Genomic DNA, 12,352 nt, shown 5'->3' on the forward strand with positions numbered 1-12,352 from the left:
CTTGAAAGAAAATATAGGGGGCAATTGATTGAAGATCAGTAAATATTTTTATATACTTATTAAGTACTTATAAAAATAAAGACAATAATATGATATTTGCAATTTTCCTGATTTTCTTATTTATCGTATATCACGTAGTAAAAATAACGGCTGAAAAATTAGGTGCATTGAGAGCAAATTTTTTAAGCATTTTTTTCTTTATTTTTGAATTCTGCAATTACAGGTTATAAAAGAAAACGATAGATAATCAATTCATATTGTTCATATTCTCTATTTTGCTGGCATCAATTGTTTTTAAATATGTGCTTAGTATTGATACATTTAAAAATAGTGCTCTCGTTGCCATAATAAGCCAAATAATAATTATTGTTTTTTTGACAATATTGATTGGCATGGGAGCTGTTGCATTAAAGCACTAATGTGTAAGCAACAGCTACTCTCAATAACAAACTAAATAATTAGCTAACCCTTAATCATTATTTAATTGTCTTCTCGCATGTTTCAAAGCCGTTCTCAGGCCTTCTTCTATTGTTGGGTGGTAATACGGCTTATCGAGTAAGTCATCCACTGTAAGTGATTCATCAATCATCCATGCAAGTATGTGTGCGAGATGTTCTGCTTCATGACAAAACAATTCAGCTCCTAATACTTTGCGGGAATCCTTATCTATATAAATCTCAACTGCACCTTGGTTTTTAGCATTAACGATTGCTCGCCCTTGCTTGGCATAGTCAATAACACCTGTAATAAAGCTAACTTTATGTTCTTCAAGTTGCAGACTATTTTGCCCAACTGATGCCATTTCTGGTGAGCTGAAGACAATGCCCAACGGTGTTAATGTTTTAATATTAGAAACTTGCTTGTTACTTAATATATTTTGAACAACTAATTTTCCTTCGTGCGCAGCCTCATGTTGGATTGGAGTATTGGTAAAAGCATCACCTACAATATAGATTGGATAGTTAGAAAGTTGTTTTGTATTGGGATTGACTGGTATTTTTTTAGGATCACTAAAAATGCTGCTAATTTTCTCAAGATGCAATGTATTTAGGCGTGATTGACGACCAGTAGCAGATAGCACGTAATCAACCGTTATAAGCTGTTTTGTATCATTCTGTTGATATATTATTTCAATACCGTGTTCGGTCCGAGTGTAGTCACTAGGCAAAATTTCGAAGTTTAGATTTAATTCTTTGAGCAATTCATTTTGAGCTACTTGTTGTAGATTTTTGCTCACCAATGTGCCAATTTTACGGCTACGTGCAAAGATTTCAGTTTTGACACCTAGACGATGCATCGCTTGAGCCAGCTCTAAGGCAATAACGCCACTGCCGATTACGGCTATACTTTGTGGGAGTTGCTTTAATTCGAAGATTTGATCAGTCGTGATTAAACGATCCCCAAGTCGTTGTTTTAATTTTGCATCTATGTTTGGCGTGCTTCCAACGGCTAAAATAAAATTTTTGGCTTGATATTCTTGATGATTGACTTGAATAGTATTGGCATTAATAAATTCGGCGCGACCTGACATTTTGTGTTCTGAAGGCCAAGATTCAACATCTTTTAGAGTTGCACGAGTAAAACGGTCTCGAAGTTGTTGTACATGTTGCATCACTTGCGAAGTATCAATTTTTACTGTGGCACTTAAACCTAATCCTTCCAGATTTTGTATTTCATGCACCCGATTTGCAGATGCAATGAGAACTTTACTTGGCATACAGCCAACGCGCGCGCAGGTCGTATCCCAAGGACCATCATTAATAATTAATAAGTTATCGGTATATTTTATGGCTTCTTTATAGGCAGAAATGCCTGCAGTGCCTGCACCTATAATAATTAGATCATACATGGATAGGCCTTTCCTATTTTGAGAGTGTAGCGACATTTTAAATGTGTATTTGACTTTAATTTAAGTGATATATCTGCATAACTAGTATGAAATACTAAGCTAAGTTTAAAAAGTTCAATAGTTTATTTTATTAATTTTGATAGAATAAGTCTTATAAATAATTTAATACTCAGAATTTTTGGCGATTTAAAGTTATAAAAAAAACAGCGCTTCGGCGCTGTTTTTTATGAATAATAATTAAATAGAGCTTCCAACACTTACCCCAACAGTGGGTCTAATCTGCATAGAATTACAGCCCGATAGTAAAAGTGCAGTGATGATTGCCAGCATCCATATTTTATTCATTCAAGAGTCCTTGTGCTTTTGCTTGATTAAAGAGTGCCGTTGAACGTGTCCCACTACGGCATACTAATAAAATCGGTTTAGTCAGCTCATTATAATACTTAGCAAATTCTTGAATATCTGTTTGAGAAATTTTACCGCTATCTACAGGTTGGTAAATCACGCTGACATGTGCTTTTTCAGCAACTTCACGTAATTGACTTACACTTACCAGATTGCCATTTTCTTGGTCTGGACGATTCACTATTACAGATTTAAAGCCTTGTTTGAGCAAGGCAGAAAATTTATCTAAGTTCATTTGTCCAGCAACACTGACTTGGGGTGTCAGGGCTGTGCTTTGTGGCAATTCTGCAAATGCTGGGCTAAGCATGCTCAAGCATAAACAAAGTAAACTTGCATAAATCGACTTAATCATCAAGCAAGTCCATTTGTTTTGCTAGTTGAAATAGGTTGTTTGAGCGATTGCCTGTACGGCAGAACATGAGGACAGGTTTTGGCAATTGGTTAAAATGATTGGCAAATGCACGTACATCAAGCTCAGTGATTTGACCAGCGACTACAGGTTGATAAACATAGTCTAAGCCTGCACCACTTGCAACTTCTTCAATTTGTGCACTTGTTGGTTGCTCTGGACCACCTTCCATATCTGGACGGTTATTAATAATCGATTTAAATCCTTTTTCAACAATTTGCGTTACATGTTCAGGACTAATTTGACCTGCAAAACCAACATTTTCGCTCATAGTGTCACTCCAAAATTTTAAAAATAGAAATATGCTTTATGATAGCATTAAGCGAGAATATGAGCGTGGCGTATTAAAATTTTTATAAAGAATAACAGTTCAATTTTTGCATGGAGTGTGTATGCACGCTTATACCGTTGAACCGCTGTATGTGAAAAGCGGACAGGAAGTGATTGCAGCAGATTTTTATCGGCCTAAAACAGATGTTCCACCGGGTGTCATTATCATGGCACATGGTTTTGCGTGTTTAAGACAATTTAAATTAGTACAGTTTGCTAAGCGTTTTGCACAGGCAGGCTATGCGGTGGTTTTGTTTGATTACCGCTATTGGGGGGGGAGTACGGGTCGACCTCGAGAGCTAGTGAGCATTCAAGAGCAGTTAAGCGATTGGCGTACAATGTTGATGCATGTGTCGCAACGTAAATCGATTAACTCTCGTAAAATTGTCTTGTGGGGCATTTCATTGAGTGCGGGTTATGCACTTGAATTAGCTTCGGAAAATAAAAATATTCAAGCGGTCATTGCACAAAATCCATTTGTTGATGGTGCAGAAAGTGCTAAAAATTTTCCCTTAAATTTATTGCCAAAAGCACTCAAAATCTCCAGTCAAGATTATATGGGGGCGAAGGTGGGATTATCGCCAAGGACTTTGGCGGTAACAGATCCATCTGGATTATGTTTTGTGCAAACCAAAGATGCATACGCAGGATATCAATCGATTATTCACCCTGATTATTATTGGAGTGGGCAGGTGCCTGCACGAGCATTTTTTAATCTGATGCGTTATCGGCCCATTCAAAATTTACGCAAGATTGCTGTTCCTGTACTGTATATCGCCTCGAAGAATGATAGTCTGATTCCAATTGAGTCTAGCCGTGAAGCAGCCACGAATATTGCACCTTATGTTGATTATTATGAATGGGATATGGCTCATTTTGATATTTATCATGGCGCATGGTTTGAAAAAGCAGTGGCAAAGCAGTTAGATTTTTTAAATCAGCATGTAGGAGTAAGTTAATGATTATTGTGTGCCCGCATTGTTTGGCAAAAAATCGTGTGCCCGAGGAAAAATTGGCAGAACAACCTGCATGTGGCCAATGCCATGAAGCCTTGGTACCACTGGCACCTATTGAGCTGAATGAACAGAATTTTAGTCAGTTCATTAGTCATAGCGACTTACCGATTTTCATTGATCTATGGGCAGAGTGGTGTGGGCCATGTAAGATGATGGCACCGCATTTTGCTCAAGTTGCAAAGCAATATCCGCATGTAATTTTTGCCAAAATTAATACCGAAGAAAACCCACGTTTAAGCAGTGCTTTTAATGTACGGAGCATTCCAACCTTAGTTTTGATGAATAAAACCAACGAACTTGCTAGAATAAGTGGAGCGCTGCGTTCAAGTGAATTGCAGCAGTGGCTCGATCAACAATTGACTGCCCATTCATAATGGGGCTTGGAGTTAAAGTGTCAGAAACTCATGTAAAACCGGAAGGTACGCTCTCACTACAAACAATTGCAATGCCAGCAGATACCAACTGGAGCGGTGATGTGTTTGGTGGTTGGATCGTGTCACAAATGGACTTGGCAGGTGCGATTCACGCAGAGCGTTTTAGTAAAGGTCGCTGTGCAACAATTTCCATTAACCAGATGACATTTTTAGTACCGGTAAAAGTGGGTGATGTTATCAGTTGCTATACCAAAATTTTGAAAGTGGGAAATACTTCAATTCAAATGCAAATCGAGGTTTGGGACAGCCATGACAGCTCACGTGATCCGATTCGTGTGACGGAAGGGGTCTATACTTTTGTTGCTGTGGATGTCAAAGGTGCAAAACGCCAAATTCCTGCAGAAGCAAAACAGTTATTTGAAGCATCACAAACGAAAGCAGAATAAGACGCTAAAAGCAGTTTGAGTGTTTAAAAAACCCAGCATATATGCTGGGTTTTTTATTTTGTTGAAGCTTAAAACATCGTGTTTTGATTGGCACTTTCAGCTGGAACATCTTGCTTAACATCCCAATGTTCGACAATTTTTCCATTTTCAACTCTAAAAATATCAACGACAGCAACACCTCTATCTTGTGGATTTTGCTGTGAATGCACATGTAAATAGACAAGGTCACCTTCGGCAGCAGCACGTTTAATTACGCTTTTTGCGAGAGGATTTTCTTTGAAATATTGGGTGAAGTAGTTTACAAACGGCGCTTTACCATTGGGTACATGAGGGTTGTGTTGAATATATTCAGTTCCAATATATTGATCTGAGTAAGCTTTTACCTGATGCTTTTGAAAGACACCATTATAAAAATCGGTCACCAGTTTCTTGTTGCGTTCGGCTTGCTGAGCTTGTGCAGTAATGACGGTAGTTGGTGTCTGAGTTGGCGTTTTGTCTGCAGGTGCTTTTGCTTGTGCGGTTACAGCAATGCTAGTGAAAAGTAGCGCGCTGGTGATTAAAAAGGGTTTCACTTAATTTTGCTCTCGTTATAAATATAACTCCATCATGAGCAAGGAAGTGCTATAGAAATAGCACCCTTTGGTAAAGATTTAGTCTTAATTCGGTAAGTAATAGACTTACTTAAAAGTAAGTTTTATTTACAATTATTTCTTTTTCAGGTAGGACTTTTCTACCCATGCCCAAAGCATTTCGCATTGAATGGGTGCTTCGCCAGATTCATCGGTGACGGTGACTTGAACTAAGGTTTCGCCACGGTCTGTGGTGCGCATGAGCTGTTGTTGTTGTTCAGTCAAAATAGCGGTTGCTTGCATTGCGCCTTTACTAGGACGTTGGAAATCAACTTTAAATGATTTAATGAGTACAATGGCGCTGTCCGGTACATTCATTGCAGTCACGAAGCCAGTTGCAGTCTCTGCGATGAGTGCCATAGCACAAGCATGTAGCTGACCAATATGGTTTTGCATCGCTTTGTGATTTGCGATGCTGACCGTAACGCGGGAAGGGCTGACTTCTAAATAACGAATTTTGGCAGAACCGACCATTGGGACGATTTTGCCAAATGCTTTGGACCATAGCGCAGTGCGAATGCTTTGTGGAAATTTCGATGTTGAACTGACCAGCTTAGATAAACGATTGCCTTGCGCCATGATTCCTCTGCTTGGCAGGTGTCCTGCCTTAATCTTTAAAGTTATTGAACTGTAAAGGCACACCGAACTGCTGTTCTTTCAAGAACGCCATCACTTGTTGCAAGGTATCGCGTTTTTTATCAGTTACACGGATTTTATCGCCCTGAATAGAAGATTGCACTTTCACGCCACTTTCTTTAATGGCTTTATTAATTTTTTTTGCGGTATCAGAGTCAAGGCCATCTTTGAGTTTGATCACTTGAATCACGTTTTTGCCAGAAGCGGTCATTTTTTGTGGGTCAAGTGCTTGAATATCGACTTTACGTTTAAAGAAATGGTTTTCTAGCATGGTATAGACTTGTTCACATTGGAAGTCGCTTTCAGTGCTGATTTTAATTTCTTTGTTTTTTTCGTTCAGTTCGATTGAAACGTCCTGACCGCGGAAGTCAAAACGTGTCGCAATTTCTTTTTGCGTGTTTTGAACTGCATGATTTACTTCAAAAACTTCTAATTCTGAAACAATATCGAAAGAAGGCATAGTTTAGACCTTTACAAAGGGAAAGAATATCTGAGATGCTAGGGATGTTTTCTTCATTTGCCAAGTGTTGTTTACATCAAAGGAGTGCGCAATGATCCGTAAACAAGAAATTACAACATTTGAGTTCCCAGAAAATGCGATTATCTGGGATGTCCGTGACGCAAGTGCATTTACTGAGGCACACCTAAAAGGTGCTGTGAATCAGCCAATCACTGATTTGTCTGCAGATAGTTTGACTCAGGTGTCAACGGATCAGCCAATCTACATTTTATGTGGTGGTGGTAGTAAAGCACCTCGAGCTGCTGAGCTTTTAGAGGGTTTAGACAGTGGCCGTGAATATGTTGTATTAATGGGAGGCACTCGTGCCGCTCGAGCAGCAGGTTTACCACTGATTGAAGGCGCTTAATCCGCCTCAGAAAAAAGCGCCGAAGGGCGCTTTTTTTATGTCTATAAATTGGAGCGATGACGCTTCATTTAATCGGTTTTATGGTTTGATCAGGCTTAAAGTATGCTTTTTTAGCTTTGACTTTCTTTTTAAAACGTTGTGCACTGAGTTTTTGCAATAAACTCATAGGAATAGGGCAAGGTTCAGACAAGACTTGCGCTACCAAGACTTCACTACACAGTGGAGCATATAAGAAACCTTTAGAACCCAATCCAGCAAAGGTATAAAGTTCTGTCTCCGCTTTCACTGGCCCGAGAATTGGGAAATAATCCAAGCTTTGTGCACGCACAGAGGCGCGACCTTGCCATGTTTCTACAGCAGGGAGTTGTTCGGCATAGTGAGGAAAGACACTGTGGATAAGATTGTAGTTATGCACATGATCTTCTAATAGCACTTCGCTATCTTCTCTATTTGGATAAAACGATGCACCGAGAATAAATTGCGTTGCATCGAGTTGCATACAATAACCGCCATAGCTATACGCATGTTGTGTACTCAATGCAGATTCTGGTTGACTGAGCCAGCTGACTTGGCCACGTATTGGTTTTAGCTGTGGATAGTCCTCAATCAGTTGCATACTTTGACGAGCCGCACAGACCACCACGTGATCAAACTGCCCAACAGACTGTGTATGACTGAATAATTCAACACCCGTACTTAAGTGCTCAATCTGTGTAATCTGTGCTTGCTGAAACTGAATGAGAGGCGATGCTAAGATTTGATCACGTAGCTGATGCGGTGAAACAGCACCTGCTTCATTTAAGCACAGGCTGGCAAATTCACTTTGCAACAATTGTGACTCTGCTTGTGCTGTAGAGGCTTGATCCTCGGTTAATAGCTCTGCTGGATACTGGTCGATCAAGCCTAATAATTCTTCGGGCTTTTTGAGTGCAATTTGATGGATGTCTAGCGCACGAAAAGCCTTAAATTTTGGATAATGGCGCATGGCGTGTTGCCAGGTGAGCGTCATCAGATGCTCCGCACTTTGCTCGATTGGACAGAGCTTGGGATTTAAGAGCGCGAGGGGATTACCAGAACCTCCTGCTAAGGGCTCTGCTTGATCGAATAGCGTAACTGAATGGCCACGCTGTGCGAGTGCCCAAGCACAGCTTAATCCTGCAATTCCAGCGCCTACAATCGCAATATGACGCTGCTTATGCTGCTGTGGCTGTGTGATCGGTTGTGTGGGTGGCTCGGCACGAATAATGAGGTCATCTGTAGAGGGAAGGTCTTTATCTTCCTTGAGCCAAATGGCTTTGAGCATTTCACGTTTATGCCGAAATCCGCGTGGGCGACTAATACGAATACCGTGTTGTTTGAGGCCACGTTTTAATACGCCTGCTACACTAAATGACGAGAAAGTTGTGCCATAGCCTGAAAGGCGAACAATATGATGCAAGACGTGCTCTTCCCACATATCTGGGTTGCATGCTGGAGCAAAGCCATCTAAAAACCAGGCATGAATTTGACTGGTTTTTGCCATCACAGGAAAAACATCATGCGCATCGTCTAACCACAAGTCTAGGGTAAAGCGTTCATCTGGAAAAGACAGTCGATGACAGCCTGCGATGGGCAATGGATATTGCTCAAGTAGTTGCTCAGAGAGGGGCTGTAATTCTGGCCAAGCATTCAAAGCGCGGATCAAGTCTGGCTTAGACAACGGAAATTTTTCGACAGAGACCACATGCAAGCGACTGTGGTTTTGCGGGCGAACCTTTTGCCATAATTGCCACAAGGCCAAAATATTTAAGCCCGTACCAAAACCTGTTTCACCGACATGAAAAGATTCAAAGTCTTGCAACTGTGCCAACCGTTCAGGGAGGTCATTGCCATTTAAAAACACATGTCGTGTTTCGAGCAGGCCATTATCTCGGGAGAAATAGGCATCGCCAAATTGTTTAGAAATTGGAACATCAATTCCATCGATCATACGCCAATCAAGATCAGCAGTTTGAATTGCTTGAGACAAAGCAGGAGAGCCTTTTTACAGATACAGATAAAAACTTAAATTACCATTGGCGACGACGTTTGGTATGAATATAACTCGCCATTAAGAAGCCAAGCAGTACGCCTACTGCAATGGTCACAGCGCCGTATAAAAACATTTGTGCACTGCGCTCACTTTGTAGAACTTGCACTTGTACACCTAAACTATCATTTTTCAATTGTAGCTCTTGGTTTTGTGCTAAAGCGTCAAGGTTTGCTTTTTCAAGTTGCTGTAAACGTGAGTGTTGATCTTTGACCAGCGCCTTAATTTTAGCATCTTGTAAAACTTTATTTTTGATCTGTTGCTCAGCAGTCAGCGGTGCATTTTCGGCAGCCATCATTGCATTGGGTTGGGAGGCTACACGCATAGTTGTAGGTTTATTGGCTGGCAAAGTTTGAGGTACAGTGGCAGGGAGTACAGCAGCTGTTGCTGTGACTGGCTCTGTAGGCGTAGGGGCAGGTTCAACTGCCCAGCTTACGGAACTAAAAAGAAAACAGCCTATGATGCAGGTAAAAACGGCACGCATGAACTTATCCTTTAGGGAAGGCTTTATTGAACGGTTTAACGTCAATATGACTATATACGCCTTCCTTTAGGAATGGTTCATCTTGGAGCCATGCATCGAGAGCTTCACGCGTTTCAAAATCGACAATAATCGTACTACCATAAAAGCCCGCTTGAGGATTGCTTGGGTCTTTCGGCATTGCACCTGCAACAATCAAACGGCCTTCAGTATCTAATTGCTCTAAGCGCGCAAGATGTTGTGGGCGAACCGCTAGGCGTTTTTCGACTGTACCTTCATGATCTGTACAGCTAACGACAAATAATGGCATGTGATTTCTCGATTTTTAAACTAGAAGTATTATTCAGAGGTCTTAAAGTATTTTCGCAATACAATAAACTGAATAATGATAAAGGAAAACATCACGATCATGTCGCCAAATGCAGTGAATTCACCCCAATATTTTCCGCCCATAAATAAATAAGCAAAGAAAATATGTAAGCAAGACATCACCACAAACATACAGGCCCATGCAAAGTTCAGTTTTTTCCATCCTGATGCGCTCAGTTCGAGTACAGGCCCAAACAAACGTTCGATCAGTGGCTTGCGGTCTTTGCTAAACCAAGGCGACAGTAAGAACGCCCCTGCAAAGACTAAATTCAACAATACCGCTTTTAAACGAATATAGAAATCGTCACTCAGTACCAAAGTAATGCCACCAAAAATGACGGTCATAAACAAAACAATCCATTGTTGCTTGTCTAAGCGGAACTTTTGAATAAAAAATAATGCGCCGTAAACCACCAGCATTGAAAGCATTAAACCTGTAGTTGCAACTAAAATATTATTATTATCAATGCCTCCAGCAGAACCGAAGAGTTGTAATAATGGATGCTGAGTATCTTTTGGATCTACAGTTTTATATAAATAAAAGAAAATAATGAGTGGCACAAAGTCTAAAAGTGCTTTCATGTTAGAGTATCTGGTATCTGATCAAATAAATGACATAGTATAAGTGATGCTAGGCGTAGATTTACATACACACAGTAATATTTCTGATGGAACTTTGTCTCCAGAGCAACTGGTGCAAGCGGCGCATGAAATTGGCATTCATACCCTAGCGCTGACAGATCACGATACCATGGATGGCTTAAATTTAGCTGAAAAAGTGGCACAAGAGTTCGGCATGCGACTGATTTCTGGGGTGGAAATTTCCAGCCAATGGTCACGCCCGGCCACTAAAAAAAGCTATGGTGTACACGTCGTTGCACTCAATATGCAAAATCCTGCGCCTTTACTTGAATTACTCGAACAACAAAAGCACATACGTGCCGTACGTGCCAAACAAATTTGTGACTTACTGATCCCGTTAATTGGTGAAGATATTTATGCAGATGTTATTGCCAAAGTGGACAATGTGCCTGATCGTGTGACGCGAACACATATTGCTAAAACCTTAGTAGAAAAAGGCTATGTCAGCCGTGCACAGCAAGCATTTGATAAATATATTAAAGAAGGCAAAAAAGCCTATGTAAAATTTGATGGTTTAGGTTTAGAAGAAACTATTCAAGTGATACATGCCAGTGGTGGTTTTGCTGTATTGGCACATCCAACCCGCTATGATTTATCTGCAACCAATATTCGCTACTTAATCGAAATTTTTGCGAAATTTGGTGGTGATGCTGTTGAGCTCCCACCTGCAGTAGATCCATTGGGCACACGTCAAATGGTCGATCGAATGATTGCTGAATTTGGTTTAAAAGTCTCTGTCGGGAGTGATTATCATGGGAGCAATATGCCATGGATTAAGCTTGGCAATATTCCACGTGTTAATGACGGGCAAAGAGGTATTTGGGAAAGTTTCGTTTAATGAGCAACACACGCTTTTTTCCCTCTCCATTTTGAAGAGGGGTGGCTGGTAAAACTTAAAGCAAGTTGTTGTCGTGGGCTTGAATGGGGGGTGGTGTTGGTTTACCCAAGGTACCTAGCAATTCAATTTCAATGGTACGCACCATTGAATCTAGGGGTAAATCGTTACTTTGTGTACCAAAAGGTTCTTCTATTTCAGAACTTAAGGCATCTAAACCTAAAAATGTATACGCCAAAATACCCACCAAAAGAGGGGTCACTAGCCCTAAGGTTGAGCCCAAGCTAAAAGGCAACATAAAACAAAAGAAATAGACCGTACGGTTAAGTAATACTGAATAGGCAAATGGCAAGGGAGTCGTCGCAATGCGATCACAGCCTGTTTGTACCGTACTGAGCTCCATAATATGATCGTTCATTTGTGCATAGATGATGTCGGAAATTTCACCTTCTTTTAGGGCTTGCATGAGTTCCCATTGCATAAGACTGAGCGTGTACTGTGGCGCATTGACTTGTTGATACAATTGTTTAATGGCTTGAGCGCTCATACCACTGGTTTCGATGAGTTCCGTAGGGTTGGCTGTATCGTGACGTAAGCGATCGCGCAGAACATTGGCAAAGACAATCACATGTTGAATCACACGCTCACGGCGACCCTGACTGAGCATACGACAGTCACGGTCAAAGTGGCGTGCATTGGCAATTAAAATGCCCCATAAACGCCGTGCTTCCCACCAGCGGTCATAGCAGGCAGAGTTTTTAAAGCCCAAAAAAATAGACAGTACAACCCCAATTAAGGTAAAGCCGACCAAGGGTAATTCTGGGAAGTGAAAAATATTAAAATATGACAGACCACCAATAACGGTTGAGAGCAACATGACCACACCTAATGGCGGTAAAACTTTAGGTAAAATAGTTCCTCGCCATGAGAACAACAGCTTAAATACACTGGTTTGGTCACGAACAATCATATGATTAGAATCTTCATAAATTTGCTC

The 12,352-nt window shown here is 40.7% G+C and carries 16 protein-coding genes; 5 read left to right on the plus strand and 11 right to left on the minus strand.

Going from position 1 to position 12,352, the window contains the following annotated elements:
- Nucleotides 1-469 precede the first annotated feature (469 nt).
- The 3 genes from EXE29_RS04320 to EXE29_RS04330 all read right to left on the minus strand — a co-directional run bounded on the left by EXE29_RS04320 (nucleotide 470) and on the right by EXE29_RS04330 (nucleotide 2,934).
- Nucleotides 470-1,849 (minus strand): dihydrolipoyl dehydrogenase, encoded by a 1,380-nt coding sequence (locus tag EXE29_RS04320; RefSeq protein ID WP_120363994.1) that lies wholly within the window; start codon nucleotides 1,847-1,849, stop codon nucleotides 470-472.
- Nucleotides 1,850-2,186: 337 nt separating this feature from the next.
- A complete protein-coding gene (locus EXE29_RS04325) occupies nucleotides 2,187-2,606 on the minus strand; it encodes a protein tyrosine phosphatase family protein (RefSeq protein ID WP_117007167.1) in 420 nt (139 codons plus the stop codon).
- Nucleotides 2,599-2,934 carry a protein tyrosine phosphatase family protein gene (locus EXE29_RS04330; RefSeq protein ID WP_117007168.1) on the minus strand — a complete coding sequence of 112 codons (336 nt, stop codon included), beginning with the start codon at nucleotides 2,932-2,934 and terminating at the stop codon, nucleotides 2,599-2,601. Before EXE29_RS04330 ends, EXE29_RS04325 begins: the two co-directional genes overlap by 8 nt.
- A 121-nt stretch (nucleotides 2,935-3,055) precedes the next feature.
- On the opposite strand from EXE29_RS04330, the gene EXE29_RS04335 reads away from it, so the two are divergent.
- From EXE29_RS04335 to EXE29_RS04345, 3 genes are read left to right on the plus strand one after another with little or no spacing between them, the layout of a single operon-like run.
- Nucleotides 3,056-3,952, plus strand: a complete 897-nt coding sequence (locus tag EXE29_RS04335) for an alpha/beta hydrolase (protein WP_117007169.1) — start codon at nucleotides 3,056-3,058, stop codon at nucleotides 3,950-3,952.
- Entirely contained in the window at nucleotides 3,952-4,383 is a 432-nt protein-coding gene (gene trxC / locus EXE29_RS04340; RefSeq protein WP_106984564.1) for a thioredoxin TrxC, read from the plus strand. The genes EXE29_RS04335 and trxC overlap by 1 nt, the downstream gene beginning before the upstream one ends.
- A 17-nt stretch (nucleotides 4,384-4,400) precedes the next feature.
- Complete coding sequence (locus EXE29_RS04345; protein WP_106984646.1) at nucleotides 4,401-4,829, plus strand: acyl-CoA thioesterase; 429 nt, start codon at nucleotides 4,401-4,403, stop codon at nucleotides 4,827-4,829.
- 68 nt (nucleotides 4,830-4,897) lie between these two features.
- Here EXE29_RS04345 and EXE29_RS04350 read toward each other — a convergent pair whose 3' ends face one another.
- The 3 genes from EXE29_RS04350 to EXE29_RS04360 form a co-directional block, all read right to left on the minus strand.
- On the minus strand, nucleotides 4,898-5,401 hold the full coding sequence (locus tag EXE29_RS04350) for a nuclear transport factor 2 family protein (protein ID WP_120363995.1): 504 nt from the start codon (nucleotides 5,399-5,401) through the stop codon (nucleotides 4,898-4,900).
- A gap of 132 nt (nucleotides 5,402-5,533) precedes the next feature.
- Nucleotides 5,534-6,037, minus strand: a complete 504-nt coding sequence (locus tag EXE29_RS04355; RefSeq protein WP_106984566.1) for a DUF4442 domain-containing protein — start codon at nucleotides 6,035-6,037, stop codon at nucleotides 5,534-5,536.
- 28 nt (nucleotides 6,038-6,065) lie between these two features.
- On the minus strand, nucleotides 6,066-6,554 hold the full coding sequence (locus tag EXE29_RS04360) for a YajQ family cyclic di-GMP-binding protein (protein WP_106984567.1): 489 nt from the start codon (nucleotides 6,552-6,554) through the stop codon (nucleotides 6,066-6,068).
- A 91-nt stretch (nucleotides 6,555-6,645) separates the two neighbouring features.
- Here EXE29_RS04360 and EXE29_RS04365 point away from each other — a divergent pair, with 91 nt between their 5' ends.
- The gene (locus EXE29_RS04365; protein ID WP_106984568.1) at nucleotides 6,646-6,960 is read left to right on the plus strand and encodes a rhodanese-like domain-containing protein; all 315 of its coding nucleotides are present in this window, start codon (nucleotides 6,646-6,648) and stop codon (nucleotides 6,958-6,960) included.
- Nucleotides 6,961-7,024: 64 nt separating this feature from the next.
- On the opposite strand, the gene mnmC is transcribed toward EXE29_RS04365, so the two are convergent.
- From mnmC to EXE29_RS04385, 4 genes are all read right to left on the minus strand, one after another.
- Entirely contained in the window at nucleotides 7,025-8,929 is a 1,905-nt protein-coding gene (mnmC, locus tag EXE29_RS04370; RefSeq protein WP_410159310.1) for a bifunctional tRNA (5-methylaminomethyl-2-thiouridine)(34)-methyltransferase MnmC2/FAD-dependent 5-carboxymethylaminomethyl-2-thiouridine(34) oxidoreductase MnmC1, read from the minus strand.
- A gap of 79 nt (nucleotides 8,930-9,008) precedes the next feature.
- Nucleotides 9,009-9,512 carry an SH3 domain-containing protein gene (locus tag EXE29_RS04375; protein WP_106984570.1) on the minus strand — a complete coding sequence of 168 codons (504 nt, stop codon included), beginning with the start codon at nucleotides 9,510-9,512 and terminating at the stop codon, nucleotides 9,009-9,011.
- A gap of 4 nt (nucleotides 9,513-9,516) precedes the next feature.
- Nucleotides 9,517-9,819 (minus strand): YciI family protein, encoded by a 303-nt coding sequence (locus EXE29_RS04380; protein WP_120363997.1) that lies wholly within the window; start codon nucleotides 9,817-9,819, stop codon nucleotides 9,517-9,519.
- 29 nt (nucleotides 9,820-9,848) lie between these two features.
- Nucleotides 9,849-10,460 carry a septation protein IspZ gene (locus tag EXE29_RS04385; protein WP_106984572.1) on the minus strand — a complete coding sequence of 204 codons (612 nt, stop codon included), beginning with the start codon at nucleotides 10,458-10,460 and terminating at the stop codon, nucleotides 9,849-9,851.
- 46 nt (nucleotides 10,461-10,506) lie between these two features.
- On the opposite strand from EXE29_RS04385, the gene EXE29_RS04390 reads away from it, so the two are divergent.
- Nucleotides 10,507-11,358 (plus strand): PHP domain-containing protein, encoded by an 852-nt coding sequence (locus EXE29_RS04390; RefSeq protein ID WP_120363998.1) that lies wholly within the window; start codon nucleotides 10,507-10,509, stop codon nucleotides 11,356-11,358.
- A 55-nt stretch (nucleotides 11,359-11,413) separates the two neighbouring features.
- Here the strand turns inward: EXE29_RS04390 and EXE29_RS04395 are convergent, their stop codons facing one another.
- Nucleotides 11,414-12,325 (minus strand): bestrophin family protein, encoded by a 912-nt coding sequence (locus EXE29_RS04395; protein WP_106984574.1) that lies wholly within the window; start codon nucleotides 12,323-12,325, stop codon nucleotides 11,414-11,416.
- Between the last annotated feature and the right edge of the window lie 27 nt (nucleotides 12,326-12,352).

It is taken from the genome of Acinetobacter sp. WCHAc060006 (assembly GCF_004209135.1).
Classification (GTDB): Bacteria; Pseudomonadota; Gammaproteobacteria; order Pseudomonadales; family Moraxellaceae; genus Acinetobacter; species Acinetobacter cumulans.